The organism is Paramagnetospirillum kuznetsovii, from assembly GCF_003284725.1.
GTDB lineage: Bacteria > Pseudomonadota > Alphaproteobacteria > Rhodospirillales > Magnetospirillaceae > Phaeospirillum > Phaeospirillum kuznetsovii.
Genome location: NZ_PGTO01000005.1, coordinates 31,489 through 51,905 on the forward strand (window position 1 = coordinate 31,489; position 20,417 = coordinate 51,905).

The 20,417-nt window shown below is 64.4% G+C and carries 25 protein-coding genes; 8 read left to right on the forward strand and 17 right to left on the reverse strand.

Going from position 1 to position 20,417, the window contains the following annotated elements:
- The first annotated feature begins 35 nt into the window (after positions 1–35).
- Positions 36–638 (forward strand): MlaC/ttg2D family ABC transporter substrate-binding protein, encoded by a 603-nt coding sequence (locus CU669_RS08635; RefSeq protein ID WP_161539621.1) that lies wholly within the window; start codon positions 36–38, stop codon positions 636–638.
- A gap of 1 nt (position 639) precedes the next feature.
- On the opposite strand, the gene CU669_RS08640 is transcribed toward CU669_RS08635, so the two are convergent.
- The 17 genes from CU669_RS08640 to rpsF all read right to left on the reverse strand — a co-directional run bounded on the left by CU669_RS08640 (position 640) and on the right by rpsF (position 14,888).
- Positions 640–1,158, reverse strand: a complete 519-nt coding sequence (locus CU669_RS08640) for an O-acetyl-ADP-ribose deacetylase (RefSeq protein WP_112143759.1) — start codon at positions 1,156–1,158, stop codon at positions 640–642.
- A 12-nt stretch (positions 1,159–1,170) separates the two neighbouring features.
- Positions 1,171–1,626, reverse strand: a complete 456-nt coding sequence (locus CU669_RS08645) for a VOC family protein (RefSeq protein WP_239988615.1) — start codon at positions 1,624–1,626, stop codon at positions 1,171–1,173.
- 7 nt (positions 1,627–1,633) lie between these two features.
- Positions 1,634–2,851: a hypothetical protein gene (locus tag CU669_RS08650; RefSeq protein ID WP_239988616.1), complete on the reverse strand. Its 1,218-nt coding sequence runs from the start codon at positions 2,849–2,851 to the stop codon at positions 1,634–1,636.
- A gap of 247 nt (positions 2,852–3,098) precedes the next feature.
- Positions 3,099–3,818 (reverse strand): SDR family NAD(P)-dependent oxidoreductase, encoded by a 720-nt coding sequence (locus CU669_RS08655; protein ID WP_112143765.1) that lies wholly within the window; start codon positions 3,816–3,818, stop codon positions 3,099–3,101.
- On the reverse strand, positions 3,818–5,278 hold the full coding sequence (gene purF / locus CU669_RS08660) for an amidophosphoribosyltransferase (RefSeq protein WP_112143767.1): 1,461 nt from the start codon (positions 5,276–5,278) through the stop codon (positions 3,818–3,820). The genes CU669_RS08655 and purF overlap by 1 nt, the downstream gene beginning before the upstream one ends.
- Before the next feature lie 12 nt (positions 5,279–5,290).
- Positions 5,291–5,995, reverse strand: coding sequence for a CvpA family protein (locus CU669_RS08665; protein ID WP_112143769.1), 705 nt, complete (start codon positions 5,993–5,995; stop codon positions 5,291–5,293).
- Positions 5,996–6,014: 19 nt separating this feature from the next.
- On the reverse strand, positions 6,015–7,394 hold the full coding sequence (radA, locus tag CU669_RS08670; protein ID WP_112143771.1) for a DNA repair protein RadA: 1,380 nt from the start codon (positions 7,392–7,394) through the stop codon (positions 6,015–6,017).
- Between the two features lie 5 nt (positions 7,395–7,399).
- A complete protein-coding gene (locus CU669_RS08675; protein ID WP_112143773.1) occupies positions 7,400–7,711 on the reverse strand; it encodes a helix-turn-helix domain-containing transcriptional regulator in 312 nt (103 codons plus the stop codon).
- 1 nt (position 7,712) lies between these two features.
- The gene (locus CU669_RS08680) at positions 7,713–8,039 is read right to left on the reverse strand and encodes a type II toxin-antitoxin system RelE/ParE family toxin (RefSeq protein WP_205119405.1); all 327 of its coding nucleotides are present in this window, start codon (positions 8,037–8,039) and stop codon (positions 7,713–7,715) included.
- 25 nt (positions 8,040–8,064) lie between these two features.
- Entirely contained in the window at positions 8,065–8,838 is a 774-nt protein-coding gene (locus tag CU669_RS08685; RefSeq protein ID WP_112143775.1) for an ABC transporter ATP-binding protein, read from the reverse strand.
- 10 nt (positions 8,839–8,848) lie between these two features.
- The gene (locus CU669_RS08690; protein ID WP_112143777.1) at positions 8,849–9,622 is read right to left on the reverse strand and encodes an MlaE family ABC transporter permease; all 774 of its coding nucleotides are present in this window, start codon (positions 9,620–9,622) and stop codon (positions 8,849–8,851) included.
- Positions 9,622–10,743 carry an alanine racemase gene (alr, locus tag CU669_RS08695; RefSeq protein WP_112143779.1) on the reverse strand — a complete coding sequence of 374 codons (1,122 nt, stop codon included), beginning with the start codon at positions 10,741–10,743 and terminating at the stop codon, positions 9,622–9,624. Before alr ends, CU669_RS08690 begins: the two co-directional genes overlap by 1 nt.
- Before the next feature lie 162 nt (positions 10,744–10,905).
- Positions 10,906–12,423 (reverse strand): replicative DNA helicase, encoded by a 1,518-nt coding sequence (locus tag CU669_RS08700; protein ID WP_112143781.1) that lies wholly within the window; start codon positions 12,421–12,423, stop codon positions 10,906–10,908.
- Between the two features lie 214 nt (positions 12,424–12,637).
- Positions 12,638–13,204 carry a 50S ribosomal protein L9 gene (rplI, locus tag CU669_RS08705; RefSeq protein ID WP_112143783.1) on the reverse strand — a complete coding sequence of 189 codons (567 nt, stop codon included), beginning with the start codon at positions 13,202–13,204 and terminating at the stop codon, positions 12,638–12,640.
- 1 nt (position 13,205) lies between these two features.
- A complete protein-coding gene (locus CU669_RS08710) occupies positions 13,206–14,159 on the reverse strand; it encodes a DUF2232 domain-containing protein (protein ID WP_112143785.1) in 954 nt (317 codons plus the stop codon).
- Between the two features lie 22 nt (positions 14,160–14,181).
- Positions 14,182–14,451 carry a 30S ribosomal protein S18 gene (rpsR, locus tag CU669_RS08715; RefSeq protein ID WP_112144085.1) on the reverse strand — a complete coding sequence of 90 codons (270 nt, stop codon included), beginning with the start codon at positions 14,449–14,451 and terminating at the stop codon, positions 14,182–14,184.
- An 11-nt stretch (positions 14,452–14,462) separates the two neighbouring features.
- Complete coding sequence (rpsF, locus tag CU669_RS08720) at positions 14,463–14,888, reverse strand: 30S ribosomal protein S6 (protein WP_112143787.1); 426 nt, start codon at positions 14,886–14,888, stop codon at positions 14,463–14,465.
- 206 nt (positions 14,889–15,094) lie between these two features.
- Between rpsF and CU669_RS08725 the strand changes: the two genes are divergently transcribed.
- From CU669_RS08725 to mltG, 7 genes are all read left to right on the forward strand, one after another.
- The gene (locus CU669_RS08725) at positions 15,095–15,322 is read left to right on the forward strand and encodes an AbrB/MazE/SpoVT family DNA-binding domain-containing protein (protein WP_112143789.1); all 228 of its coding nucleotides are present in this window, start codon (positions 15,095–15,097) and stop codon (positions 15,320–15,322) included.
- A 35-nt stretch (positions 15,323–15,357) separates the two neighbouring features.
- Entirely contained in the window at positions 15,358–15,702 is a 345-nt protein-coding gene (locus CU669_RS08730; RefSeq protein WP_239988618.1) for a type II toxin-antitoxin system death-on-curing family toxin, read from the forward strand.
- A 113-nt stretch (positions 15,703–15,815) separates the two neighbouring features.
- Entirely contained in the window at positions 15,816–16,757 is a 942-nt protein-coding gene (gene fabD / locus CU669_RS08735) for an ACP S-malonyltransferase (RefSeq protein WP_112143791.1), read from the forward strand.
- Between the two features lie 129 nt (positions 16,758–16,886).
- A complete protein-coding gene (gene fabG, locus CU669_RS08740; RefSeq protein WP_112143793.1) occupies positions 16,887–17,624 on the forward strand; it encodes a 3-oxoacyl-[acyl-carrier-protein] reductase in 738 nt (245 codons plus the stop codon).
- Positions 17,625–17,763: 139 nt separating this feature from the next.
- Complete coding sequence (locus tag CU669_RS08745) at positions 17,764–17,997, forward strand: acyl carrier protein (RefSeq protein ID WP_068495327.1); 234 nt, start codon at positions 17,764–17,766, stop codon at positions 17,995–17,997.
- Positions 17,998–18,072: 75 nt separating this feature from the next.
- Complete coding sequence (fabF, locus tag CU669_RS08750) at positions 18,073–19,332, forward strand: beta-ketoacyl-ACP synthase II (protein ID WP_112143795.1); 1,260 nt, start codon at positions 18,073–18,075, stop codon at positions 19,330–19,332.
- A gap of 71 nt (positions 19,333–19,403) precedes the next feature.
- Positions 19,404–20,399, forward strand: a complete 996-nt coding sequence (gene mltG / locus CU669_RS08755; protein ID WP_112144088.1) for an endolytic transglycosylase MltG — start codon at positions 19,404–19,406, stop codon at positions 20,397–20,399.
- Positions 20,400–20,417 lie beyond the last annotated feature (18 nt).

Sequence of the window (20,417 nt, forward strand, 5' to 3'; positions counted from 1 at the left end):
GGAGATCCGGGTTGACGTTATTGCAGAAAGTCAGAATGACCGTCGCCATATTGGCCGTGACACTGATGTTTGGTCAGTCCGCCGAGGCCCTGGAGGCCGACGTCGCCGAGAAGCTGGTGCGCTCCGTGGTGGCCGAGGCGGGGACGGCCTTTAATGGCGCGACTCTTTCCGTCGAGGAGAAGCGTGCCAGGATTTCCGCGCTGGTCGCTGGCAATGCGGACATCAACTATATTTCGGAACTGTTGCTGGGGCGCTATTGGCGCAAGGCCTTGCCGGAGCAACGGCAGGTCTTCACGGATTTGCTGATTCCATACTTCGTGGCCACCTATGGCAGCATGATCGACGACGCGAAGACCAAGCCGGACGTGGTCTTCCGTGCCTCCGAGCGGCGTGACGACGTCGTGATTGTCCACACCGGTCTGGTCAATTCCGGCGCAGAGCCCATGCCGGTGGATTGGCTGGTTGTGGTCAGTCCGGCCGGTAAGGTGGGTGTCGCCGATGTGGTGGTGGACAATATCAGCATGGTGACCACCATCCGTTCGGACTTCACCGCCGTGGTCCGGGCGGGCGGCGGCAATGTGGAGATCCTGTTCGACGCCATGCGCAAGAAGATCGCGGCAAGCAACGCCCCACGCTAAGTCAGCCGAGATTTTCCAGGGCGCGACGATGGGCCTCGACGGCCTCGATGTCAAAGCAGCAGAAGATAAGCTTTTCCAGTGACCCACAGGCGGCAAGGAACTCGGCGCAGGTGCCGATGGCGGTGCTGGCGGCGAGGTTCTTGGGAAATCCGAAGATGCCGGTGGAAATGGACGAGAAGGCGATGCTCCGCGCATGGGCCTCCACGGCCAATTCCAGCGACCGGCGGTAGCACGAGCGCAGCAGCATGACTTCGTCGTGGCTGCCGCCGCGCCAGACGGGGCCAACGGCATGAATCACCCATTTGGCGGGTAGCTGGTGGCCGTGGGTGATCTTGGCGTCGCCGGTCGGGCAGCCGCCCAGGCCGCGGCATTCCTCAAGCAATTTCGGACCGGCGGCCCGGTGAATGGCGCCGTCGACGCCGCTGCCGCCCAGCAGCGAGGAATTGGCGGCATTCACAATGGCATCCACCTTGAGGCGGGTAATATCGCCCTCGTAGATGCTCATCCTGGGATCAGGCATGACCGAATCCTCTCAACAGAATTCCGGACGTTGCGCTCCATACTCGCACAACTCGACCATGGCTCCATCGGGATCGCGAATATAGCACATTCGCTTGCCGCCCTTGACGATCTCGTCGGGGACCGAGACCGGCTGCACGGTCTGGCCCCAGCGATCGCGCAGGATGGCGAGGCGGGCGTTCAGGTCGTGGACGCGAAGAGCGAAGTGACGCAGACCGCCGCTGGACGGCGGCTCGGTTTTGGCGGCGGCGCCTTGGGCGAACTGCAGCAGTTCCACCCGGCACGCGCCGTCAGCGGCATCGAGAATGACACAGCGTGCCCGTGCACCGGCGATGCCGGTCACCCGTTCGAACCAATCGCCCGACAACTCGCGGTCCATGATCGGACGCAGGTCCAGGACGGAGGTATAGAAGTCTATGGAGCGGGCCATGTCCGAGACCACCACATTGATGTGGTCCAAGCGGGGCAAGATGACCTCAGTAGCCCAGTTGCAGGACGAATTCCGATAGGAACGGCGCATTGCGGCGGCGCTCGGAATCGTTCTTGCCGAAATTGGCGAGCAGTTTGCGCATCCAATCCGCATCCAGGCGTTCGAATTCGAAATGCGCCTTCATGGCCAGATGCTCGCCGATATAGTCGGGCAGCTTGGCCGACCACTTCATGATGCCGTCGCGAAAGGCTCCTTCCCGTGCCTGATCCATGCGGCCCGACGGCGCGAATTCCTGGGTGTAGAGCTGGCTCAACTCACGCCAGCATTTGGCCAGCGCGTCGGCTTCGAAGCGGATGATATCCTGAAGCAGGATGATATGGGCTTCGCCCGGCGGCTCGTAATTGCCCTTGGTGGCGTCCTCGCGGAACAGCGGCCAGGGATTGTCCTCGGGCTTTTGCGGCGCCGCCTTCCTGCCCTTGACGGCCTTGGGCGTTCGGAACGACGCCCAGCGGCCGTCCCAGTTGTGCAGGATGGGGTTGTTGACCTCGCTGCCCTGGATGATTTCCAGCAGCTTTTCGCCGCCCACATCGGCCCAATTATAGGTCTGGCCCAAGGCTTGGATGGCACGGGTGGAGCGCATCTGCGGCAAAACGTGCCGCTTGAGGACGTCGCGATAGACTTGGGCGAAGTCCGGGGCGAGCAAGAAGGGCAGCCGCACGCCCCGTGAAGAGCCCGAAATGCGGAAAAGCTGCAGCGTCTTGTCGGCATAGGTGCAAAGGGTGTCGTCGAACAGGCTGGGGAAATCGGTGAAATTGGATTCCTTGCCCTCGCCGTTCTCCGCATCTTGATGGAGCTGCGTCATGCGCCGCAGTTGCTGCTTGTCGGCTGCCGGGCCTAGCTGGGCGGCGAAGAGCGGCGGTGGTTCGCGGCTGGGAATTTGGGTGCGCGGAACCCTGGGCGGCGGCGCCAGCGCCCCGCGCGCCAGCAATGCATGAAAGCCCGCCTGGGTGCTTTCCGCTTCCGACATCTGCGGCGGGCCGAGCAATTGGGTGGCGATTTCGCCGAGGACTCGCAGATCCTCTTCACGGGTGTCGGCACCGGCCGGCAACAGGGGTTCAAAGTTCCTGTCGCGGGCAAGCTTCAGCTTGGGCAGGCCATAGCGCTCGATGGTCTTGGACAGGATGACCTGAAAGACGACATTGAGTTGCTTCTCGCTGGCCCATTTGCGCGCCTCGGGGTCGTGCATGGTCAGGCGGCGAAGCATCAGGATATGGGGGATCTCCAGCTGGCGCGTAGCCGCGATGAGGCTAGCGACCTTCGTTTCGAAGGTTTTCGCTCCCCCACGCGGATCGGACACGCTCATATGGCATTCATCGACCCTTTGGGCCGCCCCTTCCCAATTCCAACCCCATTCAAAGGGGATATCTCATGACCGGCGGGTCGGCAAGCACCTTCCTTCCGGCAGGTTCGATCTTAGCCGAAGATGGAGCGAAATGCTTCGGGGATTGACACTAGGGCGCGACGGAAATGATTTCGCCGTGATGGTGGCAATCGGGCAGGCACAAACCCAGGAAACGCGGCGCCACATCGGCCGGTTGGGCCAGCTTGGCCGGATCCTCGCCGGGAAAGGCGATGCTCCGCAGGCGGGTGGCGACCACGCCGGGGTCCAGCAGATTGATCCGCAATTGGGTGGTATTGGCGACTTCGGCGGCCCAGGTCTTGACCATGGTCTCCAAGGCGGCCTTGCTGGCGGCGTAAGGCCCCCAGAAGGGGTGGACGCCCTGGGCGATGCCCGAGGTGGTGAAGACGGCCCGGCCCGCCTCGGCCATGCGCAGCAGCGGGTCGCAGGCGCGGATCAGGCGCCAGTTGGCGGTCAGGTTGACGGAGAAGGCTTCGTCCCAGTCGTCGGGGGCATGCTGCGCGACCGGAGTCAGGCCGCCGCCGATGGCGCCGGCATTGCCCACCAGAACGTCGAGTCGGCCCCATCGCTGAAATATGGCGGCCGCCACCTGTTCGATCAGGCCCGGCTTGCGCAGATCCTCGGGCACCAGCACCAATTGCTTGCCGCCCGCCGATTGGACCTGATCGTCCAATTCCTCCAACGCGCCCTGGGTGCGGGCGATGGCCACCACTTCCGCCCCTTCGGCGGCCATGGCACGCACCACCGCCGCGCCGATCCCCCGCGAGGCGCCGGTCACCAGCGCCACGCGTCCTTCGAACCGTCCAGCCATCAAGGAGCATCCTCGGTCAGCAGCGACAACTGCTTGGGATCGCCGCCACCGGCCAGATAGTCGGTGGGCTTGACCGGGTAATCGCCGGTGAAGCAGGCGTCGCAGAACTGCGGCTCGGCGGCGTTGCGGCCGGGCTCGCCCACGGCGCGGTACAATCCGTCGATGGAAATGAAGGCCAGGGAATCCACCCCGATCAGCTTGGCCATGCCGTCCACGTCGTAGCGCGCCGCCAACAGCTTCTCGCGCTCGGGGGTGTCGATGCCGAAATAGCAGGAATGGGTGGTGGGCGGGCTGGAGATGCGCATGTGCACCTCGGTGGCACCGGCCTGGCGCACCATCTCGACGATCTTGCGGCTGGTGGTGCCGCGCACGATGGAATCATCGACCAGGATCACCCGCTTGCCGGCCAGCATGGCACGGTTGGCGTTATGCTTCATCTTCACGCCGGTATTGCGGATATTGTCGGTGGGCTGGATGAAGGTGCGGCCCACATAGTGGTTGCGGATGATGCCCAGCTCGAAGGGAATCTTGGCCTCGGCGGCAAAGCCGATGGCGGCGGGAACGCCGGAATCGGGCACCGGCACCACCACGTCGGCGCCGACAAGGCTTTCGCGGGCCAGTTCCGAGCCGATGCGCTTGCGCGCCTCGTAGACGCTGGTGCCCTCCACCACCGAATCGGGGCGGGCGAAATAGATGTATTCGAAGATGCAGAACCGCGACGACCGCTTGACGAACGGCTTGATGGAGCGGATGCCGTCGGCCGCCAGGATGACGATCTCGCCCGGCTCGACGTCGCGGACGAATTCCGCGCCGATGATGTCCAGCGCGCAGCTCTCCGATGCCAGTATCCAGCTCTTGTCCAGCTTGCCCAGGCAAAGCGGCCGGATGCCCAGCGGATCGCGCACGCCGATGACGCAGTCCTTGGTGGCCGCCACCAGGGAATAGGCCCCCTCGATCTGGCGCAGCGCGTCGATCAGCCGGTCCTCCACGGTGGAATACAGGCTGATGGCGATCAGGTGGATGATCACTTCGGTATCGGTGGTGGACTGGAACAGGCAGCCGCGCTTGACCAGTTGGCGGCGCAGCGCCATGGCGTTGGTCAGGTTGCCGTTATGGCCCAGCGCCAGACCGCCGAATTCCATTTCGGCGAACAGCGGCTGCACGTTGCGCAGCAGGGTCTCGCCGGTGGTGGAATAGCGCACATGGCCCACCGCCATATTGCCCTTCAGCTTGCGGATGACCGATTCGCTGCCGAAATTGTCCTCCACATGGCCGAGGCCACGATGGTTGTGGAACTGGCCGCCGTCGAAGCTGACGATGCCCGCCGCCTCCTGGCCGCGATGCTGCAGGGCATGCAGACCCAGCGCGACATGCGCCGCCGCTTCGGGATGACCGAATATCCCGAATACGCCACATTCCTCGCGGAGATGGTCGTCGTCATACGGATTGGTCGTGAGCATCGCGGGCGAGTCCTACTGGTTGCTGCGGATCAACCGCTCCATTTGGGTGCGGCTTTCGGTGTCGTAGCTCCCTTGCGACGGAGCCGCGCCACCCTTTCCGTTGGAGGCAGCCGGAGGAGTCGGTGACGCCGGCTGCGGTGAAATGAATTTCTGGAAGGTTTTTTCCGCTTCCATCAACTGGCGGGTCTCGGCGGAGGCCTCGCGGGCCTTGGCCTCGGCCTTGCCGAACCCGGACGGAGCAAATCCCTGCAAGATCCCGGCGCCACGCTCCAGCCACGGCCGGGACCGCGATTGCGCCAGCCAGTCGGGCTGCTGTTCCGGCGTGTCGAACAGCCAGGCCACCGACATATAGGCCAGCGACATCAGCACGGCGCCGCGCGCCAGGCCGAACACGAAGCCCAGCGACGAATCCACCGAGTTCAGCGCGCTCTTGCGAACGGTGTCGGACACCCGCTTGGTCAGCAGCGACAGAACCAGCAGGGTGGTCAGGAACAGGGCGGCGCCCGTGGCCGCGTCGGCGGCCCAGGCGGCGCCGATATGGCTGCGAAAGAACGGCTGGGCATGGGGGAAGCCGTAAAGGGTGACGAAGACGGCGCCAACCCACGAGGTAATGGACAGAACTTCATGCACGAAGCCGCGCAGGAAGGCGAATCCGGCGGACCCAAGCAGCACCACGGCCACGACCACGTCAACGGCAGTGATGTTGAGGTTTCCCATGGCCCCATCCGGTTAGAGTCTAGTCCGGCCGGAACAGTTCCAGCACGTCCTGTAGATGCCCGACGGAGCGGATCGAAAGAGACGACCCCACGCCTCCACCGGCGTTGCCTTTGTCCTTGCGCGGCCGGGCCGGCACCAGCGCCTGCGCGAAGCCCAACTTGGCGGCTTCCTTCAGGCGGGTGTCGGCCTGGGCGACCGCCCGGACCTCGCCGGAAAGCCCGATCTCGCCGAACACGACCATGTCGGCGGGAACCGGGATATCGGACGCGGACGAGACAAGCGCCGCCGCGACCGCGAGGTCGGCGGCAGGCTCAGCGATCCGCAAGCCGCCAGCGACGTTCAAATAAACGTCATTGCCCGACAAAGCAAGCCCACAGCGGGCATCGAGCACCGCCATCACCATGGAAAGCCGGTTGGTGTCCCATCCCACCACGGCGCGGCGCGGCGAGGACAGGGTGCTGGGGGCGACCAGGGCCTGGATTTCCACCAGCATGGGACGCGTGCCCTCCATGCCCGCGAAGACGCAACTGCCCGAGACATTGCCCCGCCGCTCGGCCAGGAACAGCGCCGAGGGATTGGCCACCTCGGCCAGCCCGCCCTCGGTCATCTCGAACACCCCGATCTCGTCGGTGGCGCCGAACCGGTTCTTGGTGGCGCGCAGGATGCGAAACTGATGGCCGCGATCGCCCTCGAAATACAGCACGGTATCGACCATGTGCTCCAGCACGCGGGGGCCTGCGATGGTGCCTTCCTTGGTGACATGGCCCACCAGGAACAGCACGAAGCCCCGCCGCTTGGCCAGCCGGATCAGCTCGGCGGCGCAGGCGCGCACCTGGGATACGGTGCCGGGTGCCGATTCGATGTTGTCGGCATAGACCGTCTGGATGGAATCGATGACCACCACCTGGGGACAATCGGGCTGATCCAGCGAGGCCAGGATGTCGCGCAACGAGGTGGCCGAGGCCAGCGCCACCTTGGCTTGGGCATGGCCGAGACGGACGGCGCGCATGCGCACCTGATCCACCGCCTCTTCCCCCGAGATATAGGCGACCACGGCATCGGCCGACAGCCGGGCGGCGGCCTGCAGCAACAGGGTCGATTTGCCGATGCCGGGATCGCCGCCCACCAGCAGGCAGGAACCGGGAACCAGCCCGCCGCCGCACACCCGGTCCAGTTCCGACAGCCGGGTCATCATGCGGGGCAGGGGGGCCGAACTGCCGCTCAGGCCGACGAACTCGATCTTCTTGCCCTTGCCGCCCGACAGGCCCTTGGGGACTTCCTCGCGGGCCGCTTCCTCGGTGATGGAGTTCCAGGCGCCGCACGCCTCGCACTTGCCGGCCCATTTCAGGGTGACCGAGCCGCAGTCCTGGCAGACGAATTGGGCGGAGGATTTGGCCATCCCGATCAGACCGGGTCCGTGGTGCCGAGATGCTCTCGCCGACGGATATAGGCGATCACCGGCAGGATGCTCTTGGCTTGGGGATTGCCGCGCGGGCCGAACATGCGCATCAGGCTCTTGGACGGAGTGCCCACCGCTTCCGCCAATCCCTCGAACCCCATGGTGGCGTTGATGTAGTCACGCAGAATGGCCTTGGCGCTATCCAAGTCGTTGTCCAGCAGGCATTCGCTGGCTTCTTCCACCAGGGCCTTGCGGAATTCCGGATCGCGCTCGGCGCGGGCCTTGATGGTGTTCTTGAAATCGCGGGTCAGGGGCATGTCACTTCGCTTTCTTCCGCCGCTTGTAGTCCTGCCAGAGCGCCTTTGCTTCGCCGATATCCCTTGGCTGGGTGGATTTGTCTCCTCCGACCAGCAGCAGAATCAAATGGGTTCCGTCTTGGCCGAAATAGACCCGATAGCCTGGGCCATGGTCGATGCGGTATTCGCTGACGCCGTCGCCCACCGGCTTCACATTGCCAAAATGACCGGCCGCCAATTTAATCCGGGCAACCGCAACTTTAGCGGCGGCTTTGGCGTCAAGCCGGTCGAACCAGCGACCGAACGGGCTGCTTCCATCCTCGCGAAGATACTCGACGATGTCAATCATGGTAACGCATTGGTTACTCTTGCCCTCAGGCCCGCAGTTCCATGCTGATGGGGCCGTCCTCGCGGCCGTGGATGAACTGGTCCACATAGGGATTGCCCGAGGCGTCGATATCCTTGGCGGGGCCGACCCAGATCAGCTTGCCCTTGTAGAGCATGGCGATGCGGTCGGCGATCTTGCGGGCGGACGCCATGTCGTGGGTGATGGACAGGGCGGTGGCGCCGACTTCCTTGCAGCACTTGACGATCAGGCTGTTGATGACGTCGGCCATGATGGGGTCGAGGCCGGTGGTGGGCTCGTCGAAGAAGATGATCTCGGGGCTGGTGGCGATGGCGCGGGCGAGGGAGACGCGCTTTTGCATGCCGCCCGAAAGCTCCGAGGGAAACAGGTCGCCCGACGAGGCGGCAAGGCCCACCTGGGCCAGCTTCTCGATGGCGATGTCGCGGGCGGGGCCGCGCTCCATCTTCTGGCCCTGGATCAGGCCGAAGGCGACATTTTCCCACACTTTCAGCGAGTCGAACAGGGCGCCGCCCTGGAACAGCATGCCGAATTTGCGCATGATCCGCTCGCGGTCGCGGGTTCCCATGCCGACCACTTCCTCGCCGTCGACCTTGATGGAACCGCTTTCCGGGCGCAGCAGACCCAGGATGCATTTCAGCATCACCGACTTGCCGGTGCCCGATCCGCCGATCACCACCACCGACTCGCCCTTGGACACCGACAGGTCGATGCCGTCCAGCACCACCTTGGGGCCGAAGGCCTTGTGAACGTTGCTCAGTTCTATCTTGGGAGTGGAGGTCATGATCGCGTCCTCATTTCCCGAAGAACATGGCGGTAATGATGTAGTTGAACACCAGGATCAGGATGGCGGCCGACACCACCGCATTGGTGGTCGCGGCGCCGACGCCCTGGGCGCCGCCCCTGGAGTAGTAGCCGTTGTAGCAGCCCATCAGGGTGATCAGGAAGCCGAACACCGAGGCCTTGGTCAGGCCCGAGATCACGTCCAGCGGTTCGAGGAATTCCCAGGTCCGGGCGATATAGGTGGACGAGTTGAACCCCAGCTTGTAGACGCCGACGATATAGCCGCCGAACACGCCGATGATGTCGGCGATCAGCACCAGGAAGGGCAGCATCACGGTCCCGGCGAGAATGCGCGGCGCCACCAGATACTTGAACGGATTGGTCGAAAGCGTGGTCAGGGCGTCGATCTGCTCTGTCACCCGCATGGTGCCGATCTCGGCCGCCATGGAGGCGCCGATGCGTCCCGCCACCATCAGTCCGGCCAGGACCGGCGCCAGTTCGCGGGTCACCGACAGGACCACCACGGTGGCCACGGCGCCCTCGGCGGCGAAGCGCGAGAAGCCGGAATAGGATTGCAGGGCCAGCACCATGCCGGTGAACACGGCGGTCAAGCCGACAACCGGCAGCGAGTAATAGCCGATCTCCACCATGGACCGCATGATCAGGCGGGGATAGAAGGGCGGGCGGACCACATGGGAAACCGCCATGGCGGTAAAGGCCGACAGACGGCCCGTATGCGCCAGGAAGGTCATGAATACGCGGCCGACGGTGGCAAGAAAATCCATCACGCCGACGGCCCTCCCTTGGCGCTGGACAACCAGCGGCGGTGATGGCGGCGGCCCAAGGCGGTCAGCACTTCATAGCCGATGGTTCCGGCCTCGGCCGCCACGTCGTCGACGCCGTGATTGGAACCGATCAAGTCCATCATCGTGCCGGGATGAACCAGATGCGTCGGGACGTCGGTGACGTCGAAGGTGGTCAAGTCCATGGATACACGACCGACGAGCGGCACCTTGATTCCCTCGATGAAGCCAAATCCGCGATTGCCCAGCGACCGAAACCAGCCATCGGCATAACCGACGGCCACGGTGGCGATCTTTCCCTTCCGGGCAACGCGGTGGGAGGCACCATAGCCAACGCTCTGGGGGCTGTCAACGTCGCGGACTTGCAGGATTTTTCCTTGCAAACGAACCACTTGGCTCATGGGATTCGGCTTGCCCGGAGCAGGGTTGAGGCCGTAGAGCGCCGCTCCCGGCCGCGTCATGTCGAAGCGATAGGCGCGTCCCAGGAAGATACCGCCCGAGGCGGCAAGACTGAGCGGCATGGCGGGCAGCATGGCGGTCAGCCGACGGAAGGTCGCCAGTTGCGCCTCGTTCATGGGTGAGCCGTCGTCATCGGAGCAAGCCAGATGCGACATGGCGAGAATGGGCCGCACGGCGGTCAGCACGTCGGGCTTGCCCACCAGACGTTCCAACTCATGCTCTTCCAGGCCAAGTCGATTCATGCCGGTATCGATGTGGAAGGCCGAGGCGGGGGCGGCGCTGCCGAACTTGGCGAAAGCGGCCCAGCCGGTGATCTGGGCCAGACTGTTGAGCACCGGAACCAGGCGGTGGGCGGCGAAATCGCCCTCGCTTCCCGACACGGGGCCGCTCAGTACATAAATCATCGCCTGCGGCACCAGATGGCGGAGTTGGATCCCTTCATCGACGGTGGCGACGAAGAAGCTGCGGCAGCCGGCCAGAGCCAAGGCGGGGGCGATATGGTCCACCCCCAATCCGTAACAATCGGCCTTGACCACAGCGGCCGCCTCGCAGGGCGCGATCAGGCTGGACAGGCGCCGCCAGTTGGCGACGACGGCATCCACGTCGATGGTCAGCAGGGAGACGGCGCGGGTAAGGTCGGTCATGGGTGTCCGTGGACTGATGGCGCGCCTTGGCGCGGGGGAGGCCAAGAATCTCTCGCTTCCGCTTGGAAGACAAGCACCGTTATCACGTCGCAGGCCAATCGCTTGAAGGCGCTCCGAACGGAGCCCGATTCTCGGAGCGCGGGCGCCCTCGCCCGCATATGATCAGAATCCCGGCTCTTCGTAATGGCCCTGGGCCGCCAGATTTCCGAATTTGGTGTACTCGCCCTGGAACGACAGCCGCACCGTGCCCACCGGGCCGTGACGCTGCTTGGCGATGATGACCTCGGCGGTGTTCCACACCTCCTCGCAGCGTTGCTGCCATTTGGAGTGGCGTTCGTTGAACTTCTCCTGGGCTTCCTCCGGGCGCTGACCCGGCTCGGCGCGTTCCAGATAGTACTGTTCGCGAAACACGAACATCACCACGTCGGCGTCTTGCTCGATGGAGCCGGATTCACGCAGGTCCGATAGCTGCGGCCGCTTGTCTTCGCGCTGTTCCACCGCGCGAGACAACTGGGACAGCGCGATCACCGGCACCGACAGCTCCTTGGCCAGCGCCTTGAGGCCGCGGGTGATCTCGGAGACTTCCTGGACGCGGTTTTCCGAATTGGAGGATGAACCGCGCAGCAATTGCAGGTAATCGATGATGATCAGGTTCAGCCCGTGCTGGCGTTGCAGCCGCCGCGCCCGGGTGCGCACCGCCGAGATGGACAGCGCCGGAGTATCGTCGATGAACAGCGGCAGCCGATGGAGGTTCTGGGCGGCGCTCACCAGTTTTTCGAATTCCTCATTGGACAATTCGCCCTGACGAATCTTATGGCTGGCGATCTCGGCCTGCTCGGCCAGGATGCGGGTCGCCAGTTGCTCCGATGACATTTCCAGCGAGAAAAAGGCGGTGATCGCCCCATCCACCGTCTTCTTGCGCCCCAGCGTGTCGATCTCTTCCTTGTGCGCATAGGCGGCGTTGAAGGCGATGTTGGTGGCCAGCGCCGTCTTGCCCATGGAAGGGCGCCCGGCCAGGATCAGCAGATCGGATTCATGCAAGCCGCCCAGCTTGCCGTCCATGTCGATCAGGCCGGTGGGCACGCCCGACAGTTTGCCTTCGCGCTTGTGGGCGGCCTCGGCGTTGACGACGGCGCTGATCAAGACGCTCTTGAAGTCCTCGAAGCCGCCCTCGGTCTGGCCGGTGGTGGCGAGGTCGTAGAGCTTGGCCTCGGCGCTGCCGATCTGATCCATGGCGGTGGAATCCAGATCGGGGGCGAAGGCGGTGTTGACCAGATCCTCGCCCAGGCCGATCAGTTCGCGCCGCAGATGCAGGTCGAACACCAGCTTGCCGTAATCCTCGGCATTGATCACCGAGACCACCGAATTGGCCAATTGCGCCAGATAGGGGGTGCCGCCGATCTCGGCCAATCCGCCGTCGCCCTCGAACACCGTCTTCAACGTCACCGGATTGGCCATCTGGCCGCGTTCGATCAGCTTGCCGCAGGCGGCGAAGATGCGGCCGTGCACCGGGTCGGCGAAATGCTCGGGCCGCAGGAATTCCGAGACCTTCTCATAGGCGCGGTTGGACAGCAGGATGGCGCCCAGCAGCGCCTGTTCCGCCTCGAAATTATGGGGCGGAACGCGAAAGCCGAGGCCTTGGTCGGGGCCGGGCGCCGTCTGGGGAGGTTGGGAATTCATGACCGCGGGAGACTAGCAGAGGCAGCCCGAATCGGGCAGCGACTATCTTATCCACAGCCTGTGGAACGTGGGGATGACAGGGCGGGCGGGACGCCCGCGCTCCCCGAGAATGGCGGCACGTTTTGGAGCGAGGGCGTCTCGCCCGCATAAGGCAACGAAAACGGCGGCCGGACCAATCGTCCGACCGCCGTTTCGAACTGGTGAAGCGCCAGGATTACTCCTGGGCGGCCTCTTCGGCTTCCTCGACCACGTCCTCGACCTCGGCCGGGGCTTCCTCGGCCTCGACGGGGGCGGCGTTGGCGGCGGCAGCCGCGGCGGCGGCGCGCTCGGCCTCTTCCTGCGAGCGGGCGACGTTGACGGTCACGGTCACGGCCACTTCGGGGTGGAGCGAGACACGGACGGCGTAGCTGCCCAGGGTCTTGATCGGGTTGTCCAGATTGACCTGACGACGCTCGACGGTGTAGCCGCCGGCCTTGATGGCGTCGGCGACGTCCTTGCCGGACACCGAACCGTAAAGCTGGCCGCTCTCGCCCGCCTGGCGGACCATCAGGACGGACAGGCCGTCCATCTTGGCGGCGACGGCCTGGGCCTCGTCGCGGCGCTTCAGGTTGGCGGCTTCAAGCTGAGCCCGCTGCTTTTCGAAGAAGGCGAGGTTCTCCTTGGAGGAGCGCAGCGCCTTCTTCTGGGGCAGCAGGAAATTGCGGGCGAAACCGGGCTTGACGTTGACCACGTCGCCCATCTGGCCCAGCTTCTCGATCCTCTCGAGCAGAATAACTTCCATCTTAATCCTCCTTTCCGCCGCCGCTCTCGGCGGTGCGGCGGAATCGCGTCACGAACCTAGCCAGTCCCAGGCCCGCCACGGGAAAGATCGCCCATGCCGAGGCCAAGAACAAAACCCCATATGTCACCGCGAGAAGAAGCCTCGCGTTGGGTCGCCGCGCGACCCACTCATGCATCACCGCCAGCCCCAGCAGGACGAACGGCACCACCGTCACCACCGCCATGTTGCGGGCGAGATAGCCGAGGTCTCCCTCCACCATCGCACCCACCGCCAAGGCGGTCGGCAGAGCCACGCCCAGCCAAAGCGGAAGCTCGAGCTCCCGATAGGCCGGTGTCGGCCTTTGGCTTTTACCCAGCCGCGCCAGGAAACCCTGGGCGAGGGTGGCGTTGACCACCGCCATTATCAACCACGATCCGGCCACCATCGCCGGGAAGAAGGGAACCCACCAGCCGATGGCGGCGTGCCGCTGCTCGACGGTAAGCGAGGGAGCCAGAAGCGTGAAGGTCCGCCCGACGGCGTCGCTCACCCAGTCCTGAATCCCGACCAACTCCCCGCTGTCCGTCTGTCCCGGCACGAAGGCCGCGCCGATCAGGATCAGCGCCAACCCCATGCCGGTCAGCCAAGCCAGCACCAGCCCGGGCGGATACCATTCGACGCTTCCATCGGCATTACCGCGCCACAGAAGCGACTGGCGGACCACCACCAGGGCCGGTAACACCGCCGTGATGGCGAAGGGAAGCGAGGCGATACCTCCGACACCCAACGCCACGGCGGCCATTGCGGCCGAACCCGCCACCAGCGCCGCCGTCGTTCCCCGGTTCAGTCCCGCCATCATCAACGGCAGGGGAGCCAGGTAGGACAACAGCATGCCGACGGCAATACCCTTAGCCAGCGCCAGAAACAGAACCGAAGAAAGCAGTCCCGCCGCCAGCGATATGCCAATCGACCCGGTCACGGCGACCCGGCCGGTCGTCGGCTCACTTCACCACGTAGGGCAGCAGACCCAGGAAGCGGGCGCGCTTGATGGCCTGGGCCAATTCGCGCTGCTTCTTGGCCGACACCGCGGTGATGCGCGACGGCACGATCTTGCCGCGCTCGGAGATGAACCGGCTCAGCAGCTTGGTGTCCTTGTAGTCGATCTTCGGCGCGCCTTCGCCCGTGAACGGGCAGGTCTTGCGGCGGCGGAAGAAGGGACGGCGCTGACCACCGGCGGCGGCGGCACCCGGACGCGGACGTTCGTTGTTCATGTCCTCGGACATTATTCGCCTCCTTCCATACGGTCACGACGCGGACGGTCGCCACGGTCCTCGCGGCGGGGACGATCCTCGCCATCGCCACGGCGCGGACGCTCGTCACGGCTGTTCTTGGACTGCATCATGGCCGACGGACCTTCCTCCAGTTCCTCGACGCGCAGCGTCAGGGTGCGGAGAACGTCTTCGTTGATGGACATCTGGCGCTCCATCTCCTTCACCGCCGCCGAGGGGGCGTCGATGTTGAGAAGGACATAATGGCCCTTGCGATTCTTCTTGACCCGATAGGCGATGTTGCGCAGGCCCCAATACTCGGTCTTGGAGACGGCACCGCCACCCTGGGTGATGATGTTGGTCATATCGGCGGTCAGGGTTTCCACCTGCTGGGCGGAAATGTCCTGGCGCGCGATGAACACGCATTCGTACAACGACATATGAAAAACCCCTTTTGGCTTTTCTCTTCCCATTCGTCCCCAATGGACAAACGAGCATAGCCGGCTCCTCCATCGGAGGGACGGCAAGGGTTGGAAGCGGCGCACTATACACGGATCGTCTTTGGGCGCAACGAATTTTGAGCGCTGGACTTGATGTTGGCGGGGTACCTCTATATAATATTCGTTATATAGAAAGGGAGTTGGGCATGCTTGCGTTCAAGGTCACCACAGTTGGTTCCTCGGCGGGATTCATTCTTCCCAAGGAAGCGATGGCCAAACTGAGAATTCAGAAGGGCGATACCGTATATCTGACTGAGGCTCCGGGCGGCGGCTATCGCCTGACCCCCTGCAATCCGGACTTCGACCGCCAAATGGCCTTGGCCGAAGAGATCATGCATGACGATCGCGATATTTTGCGAGCCTTGGCCAAGTGAACTCGGATGTCGTTTGGCGTTGGATCGGCCTCGACGTGGTTCTTTCCATCCATGATCGGCAACTCGCCGAGCATGGCGGCCTTGATGGGGTGCGCGATATTGGCGCAGTTGAATCGGCCTTGGCGCGGCCGCTGAATCTGGTTGCCTATGGTCAGCCGGACTTGGCGGCGGCTTATGCATACGGCCTCGCCCGTGTTCATGGTTTCGCCGATGGCAATAAGCGTACCGCCTGGATTATCAGCCGCCTTTTCCTGGCCGACCATGGTGTTCGGCTGCGGTTCGATCCCGTGGACGCTGTCCGGACCATGGAGGGTGTTGCGGCAGGAATTGTCTCCGAAGCAGACCTCGCCACATGGTTCCGCCAACGAATGGAGCGGTAGGGTGGGATTGTCATACTTGACCATTGCGGTAGCGCTAGGACCACTCCTCCCTTGACACCGCCCCTCCGTTTGCCTTTCCTCTCGGCCAATCAATGTCCAGAGGAGCCCGATCCATGACCCGCGCGTTCGTCTTCCCCGGCCAGGGATCGCAGGCCATCGGCATGGGCCGCGACCTCGCCGAGGCCTTTCCCGTCGCCCGCCAACTGTTCCAAGAGGTGGACGACGCCTTGTCGCAGAAGCTGTCGGCGCTGATGTTCGAGGGGCCGGAAGACCAACTGACCCTGACCGAGAACGCCCAGCCCGCCCTGATGGCCATGTCGCTGGCGGTGGTCCGGGTGCTGGAAAGAGAGGGCAAGATCGATCTGGCCAAGCACGCCGCCTTCGTCGCCGGTCATTCGCTGGGCGAGTATTCCGCCCTGGCGGCCGCTGGCACCTTCACGGTGGCCGACACCGCCCGCCTGTTGAAGATTCGCGGCCAGGCCATGCAGAAGGCGGTGCCGGTCGGTGTGGGCGCCATGGCGGCGCTGCTGGGCTCGGAACTGGAGCAGGCCAAGGAAATCGCCGCCGAGGCTGCGCAAGGCGAGGTCTGCGAGGCGGCCAACGACAACGGCGGCTCGCAGGTGGTGCTGTCCGGGCACAAGACCGCCGTGGACCGCGCCATCAAGATCGCCGCCGAGAAGGGCATCAAGCGCGCCATTCCGCTCCCCGTCTCCGCCCCCTTCCATTGCGCCCTGATGCAGCCCGCCGCCGACGCCATGGCCGAGGCCCTGGCCAAGGTCGCCATGACCCATCCGCGCCTGCCCCTGGTGGCCAATGTGACGGCCAGCCGCGTCACCGATCCCGCCGACATCCGCGATCTGCTGGTGCGCCAGGTAACCGGCACCGTGCGCTGGCGCGAAAGCGTCCTTTATATGAAGGCGCAGGGTGTCGCTACCCTGGTGGAACTGGGCGCGGGCAAGGTGCTGGGCGGCTTGGCCAAGCGCATCGACAAGGAGCTGACCGGCTCCTCCATCGGCGCGCCCGCCGATATCGACGCGTTCTTGAAGAGTCTTTAGATGGTCCCTCAGTCGCCGGGCGCGCGCCTCCGCGCGCTTGGCTTTCGCGGCACGAGCCGCGCCGGCCCTTGGCCGCAACTCCTCGCCAATGACGGTGTCATTGGTTCGTCGATTTAGGGAGAGAGTTTCATGTTCGACCTTTCCGGCAAGACCGCGCTGGTGACCGGCGCTTCCGGGGCCATCGGCGGCGCCATCGCCAAGGCGCTGCACGCCCAAGGCGCCACCGTGGGCCTGCACGGCACCCGCAAGGAGGCGCTGGACGCCCTGGCCGCCGAGCTGGGCGAGCGCGTCCACGTCCTGCCCGCCAATCTGGGTGATCCGGCGGCCGTGGAGCAATTGGCCAAGGATGCCGAGGCCGCCCTGGGCAGCATCGATATCCTGGTCAACAATGCGGGCGTGACCAAGGATGGTCTGGTGCTGCGCATGAAGGACGAGGATTGGGCCACCGTGCTCGACGTCAACCTGACCGCCGCCTTCCGTCTGTCGCGGGCCGCCGTGAAGGGGCAGATGAAGCGCCGCTGGGGCCGCATCATCAATATCACCTCCGTCGTCGGCGTCACCGGCAATCCGGGGCAGGTCAACTACGCCGCCTCCAAGGCCGGCATGATCGGCATGAGCAAGGCGCTGGCCCAGGAAGTGGCCAGCCGCAACATCACCGTCAACTGCATCGCGCCGGGCTTCATCAGTTCCGCCATGACCGACGTGCTGTCCGACGACCAGAAAGCCAAGCTGAATGGCGGCATTCCCGCCGGGCGCATGGGCGAGGCGGTGGAAATCGCCGCCGCCGCCGTTTATCTGGCCTCGACAGAGGCCGCCTATGTCACTGGCCAGACCCTGCACGTCAATGGCGGCATGGCCATGATATAAAGCCGGTCCGAAAGAGGGTGCCGAGGCTGGTAATGCGAAAAAAAGTATGCTAGGTAACGGCACTTTCCGCCTGTCAGGGGGGCACAGCCTTTCGGGCGCGGACTTTGTTTCTATCGCCGAGACTTCCGAGGAATCGCAAATGAGTGACGTGGCTGAACGGGTTAAGAAGATCGTCGTCGAGCATCTGGGCGTCGAAGAGTCCAAGGTGACCGAGAACGCCAGCTTCATCGACGACCTGGGCGCCGACAGCCTCGACACCGTCGAGCTGGTGATGGCCTTCGAGGAAGAGTTCTCTGTCGAGATCCCCGACGATGCGGCGGAAAAGATCTTGACGGTGAAGGACGCCATCGACTTCATCACGAAGAATTCCTAAGTGGAATGATGCGTCGGGCCGCCAAGCGGTCCGACGCTTCTTCGCTTCCCAGACACTTCCGAAAGCCAGGGTTTCATGAGACGTGTCGTCGTCACCGGCCTCGGCCTAGTCACTCCGCTCGGCAACGGGGTGAAGACCAATTGGGAACGCCTGTTGGCATCCCAGTCGGGCATTCGCCGCATCGATACCTTCGATGTTTCCGACCTTCCCGCTCAAATCGCCGGTATCGTGCCGCGCGGTACCAATCCGGGTGAACTGGATCTGGACGCCGTGGCATCCGCCAAGGATCGCCGCCGCATGGACGATTTCATCGTCTATGGCCTCGCCGCCGCCATGGAAGCGGTGGAGGATTCCGGATGGAAGCCTCAGGATGACGAGGGCCAGGAGCGGACCGGTGTCATGATCGGGTCGGGCATCGGTGGACTTCCCAATATCGCCGATGGTGCGCTGACCTTGGAGAAATCCGGGCCGCGCCGCATCAGCCCCTTCTTCATTCCCGCCGCCCTGATCAATCTGGTCTCGGGTCACGTTTCCATCCGCTACGGCTTCAAGGGGCCGAACCATGCGGTGGTCACGGCCTGCGCCACCGGGGCGCACGCCATCGGCGACGCGGCGCGCATCATCCAGTTCGATGATGCCGACGTGATGATCGCGGGCGGTGCCGAGGCTGCGGTTCATCGCCTGGGCATGGCAGGCTTCTCCGCCGCCAAGGCCTTGTCCACCGCTTTCAACGATGCTCCCACCAAGGGCTCGCGCCCTTGGGACAAGGACCGCGACGGCTTCGTCATGGGCGAGGGCGCCGGTATCGTCGTCCTCGAAGAGCTTGAGCACGCCAAGAAGCGCGGCGCCAAGATCTATGGCGAGATCATCGGCTATGGCATGTCCGGCGACGCCCACCACATCACCGCTCCGGCGGCGGACGGCAATGGCGGTTTCCGCGCCATGACCGCCGCCATCAAGCGGGCCGGTGTCGCGTTGGAGGATATCGACTACATCAACGCCCATGGTACCTCGACCCCGCTGGGCGACGAGATCGAACTGGGCGCGGTGAAGCGTCTGTTCAAGGATCACGCGTACAAGCTGTCCATGTCGTCCACCAAGTCGGCCATCGGCCATCTGTTGGGCGCCGCCGGTGCGGCCGAGGCCATTTACTCGCTGTTGGCCATGCGTGACCAGATCGTTCCGCCCACCCTCAACCTGGACAACCCGTCCGACGGTTGCGACATCGATCTGGTGCCTCACAAGGCCAAGGAACGCGAAGTCAAGGTGGTGCTGTCCAACTCGTTCGGGTTCGGCGGCACCAACGCCTCGCTGATCTTCAAGTCCGCCCCGTAGGGGGGCTTGATCATGATAATGGAAAGGCCTCCGTGCACGGCATGGGGGCCTTTCGCATGTTCGGGGGATGCATGAAGACAACGGTGATCAAAGTCGTGGCGGCTGTCTTGGTCGTCATTCTCCTGGTGGGCGGCGGACTGGCCTGGGAGGGCCATAAGCGCTTTGTCCGGCCGGGGCCTTCGACCCAACCCGTCACGATGATCATTCCCAAAGGTTCGGGCACCGAACTGGTGGGCCACTCCTTGGAGGCGGCGGGCGTGGTTTCCAGCGGGCTGGTGTTTTCCCTGGGCGTGAAACTGCGTCACGCCACGCTGAAGGCCGGTGAATACCTCTTTCCCGCCGGTGTCTCGGCGGAAGAGGCCATGCGGATCATCGCCGACGGCAAGGTGGTGATTCACAAGCTGACCGTCGCCGAGGGCCTGACGGTCCGCCAAGTGTTGGATATGGTCAAGGAGGCGGACTTCCTGGCCGGTCCCGTCACCCGCAAGATTTCGGAAGGCTGGCTGCTGCCCGAGACCTGGCATATGACCCGCGACGAAACCCGTGACGAGGTGTTGGCCCGCATGGAAAAAGCCATGCGCCAGACGGTTGATGTTCTGTGGATGGCGCGTGCCCCCGGCCTGCCGCTGAGAAGCAAGGAAGAGGCCCTTATCCTGGCCTCCATGGTCGAACGCGAGACGGGCGTCGACCGTGAACGTGCCCGTGTCGCGGCGGTGTTCTACAACCGCATGGCCAAGCACATGCGGTTCCAGTCCGATCCCACCGTCATCTATGGCCTGTCCGACGGCATGGGGGAACTGGACCGGGGCCTGACCCGCGACGACCTGATGACCAAGCACGCCTGGAATACTTATGTGATCGACGGGTTGCCCGCCACGCCCATCGCCAATCCGGGGCGCGCCTCGCTGGAAGCGGTGCTGCACCCGGCCAAGAGCGACGACCTCTATTTCGTCGCCGATGGAACCGGCGGCCACGCCTTCGCCCGTACCCTGGACGAGCACAACGCCAATGTCGCCAATTGGCGCAAGATCGAGAAGGCGGGGAAGGGGGGGGAGGCACGCCCCTAAATCCGATGGGCATCGCTT

Coding starts and splice junctions, on each gene's coding strand:
- fabF (WP_112143795.1), top strand. CDS start 18,073: ATGAGACGTGTCGTCGTCACCGGCCTCGGCCTAGTCACTCCGCTCGGC.
- alr (WP_112143779.1), bottom strand. CDS start 10,743: ATGACCGACCTTACCCGCGCCGTCTCCCTGCTGACCATCGACGTGGAT.
- rplI (WP_112143783.1), bottom strand. CDS start 13,204: ATGGAAGTTATTCTGCTCGAGAGGATCGAGAAGCTGGGCCAGATGGGC.
- CU669_RS08680 (WP_205119405.1), bottom strand. CDS start 8,039: ATGATTGACATCGTCGAGTATCTTCGCGAGGATGGAAGCAGCCCGTTC.
- CU669_RS08725 (WP_112143789.1), top strand. CDS start 15,095: ATGCTTGCGTTCAAGGTCACCACAGTTGGTTCCTCGGCGGGATTCATT.
- CU669_RS08640 (WP_112143759.1), bottom strand. CDS start 1,158: ATGCCTGATCCCAGGATGAGCATCTACGAGGGCGATATTACCCGCCTC.
- radA (WP_112143771.1), bottom strand. CDS start 7,394: ATGGCCAAATCCTCCGCCCAATTCGTCTGCCAGGACTGCGGCTCGGTC.
- CU669_RS08635 (WP_161539621.1), top strand. CDS start 36: ATGACCGTCGCCATATTGGCCGTGACACTGATGTTTGGTCAGTCCGCC.
- CU669_RS08690 (WP_112143777.1), bottom strand. CDS start 9,622: ATGGATTTTCTTGCCACCGTCGGCCGCGTATTCATGACCTTCCTGGCG.
- purF (WP_112143767.1), bottom strand. CDS start 5,278: ATGCTCACGACCAATCCGTATGACGACGACCATCTCCGCGAGGAATGT.
- fabG (WP_112143793.1), top strand. CDS start 16,887: ATGTTCGACCTTTCCGGCAAGACCGCGCTGGTGACCGGCGCTTCCGGG.
- rpsR (WP_112144085.1), bottom strand. CDS start 14,451: ATGAACAACGAACGTCCGCGTCCGGGTGCCGCCGCCGCCGGTGGTCAG.
- CU669_RS08675 (WP_112143773.1), bottom strand. CDS start 7,711: ATGCCCCTGACCCGCGATTTCAAGAACACCATCAAGGCCCGCGCCGAG.
- CU669_RS08650 (WP_239988616.1), bottom strand. CDS start 2,851: ATGCTTCGCCGCCTGACCATGCACGACCCCGAGGCGCGCAAATGGGCC.
- CU669_RS08665 (WP_112143769.1), bottom strand. CDS start 5,995: ATGGGAAACCTCAACATCACTGCCGTTGACGTGGTCGTGGCCGTGGTG.
- CU669_RS08745 (WP_068495327.1), top strand. CDS start 17,764: ATGAGTGACGTGGCTGAACGGGTTAAGAAGATCGTCGTCGAGCATCTG.
- CU669_RS08655 (WP_112143765.1), bottom strand. CDS start 3,818: ATGGCTGGACGGTTCGAAGGACGCGTGGCGCTGGTGACCGGCGCCTCG.
- rpsF (WP_112143787.1), bottom strand. CDS start 14,888: ATGTCGTTGTACGAATGCGTGTTCATCGCGCGCCAGGACATTTCCGCC.
- fabD (WP_112143791.1), top strand. CDS start 15,816: ATGACCCGCGCGTTCGTCTTCCCCGGCCAGGGATCGCAGGCCATCGGC.
- CU669_RS08700 (WP_112143781.1), bottom strand. CDS start 12,423: ATGAATTCCCAACCTCCCCAGACGGCGCCCGGCCCCGACCAAGGCCTC.
- CU669_RS08685 (WP_112143775.1), bottom strand. CDS start 8,838: ATGACCTCCACTCCCAAGATAGAACTGAGCAACGTTCACAAGGCCTTC.
- mltG (WP_112144088.1), top strand. CDS start 19,404: ATGAAGACAACGGTGATCAAAGTCGTGGCGGCTGTCTTGGTCGTCATT.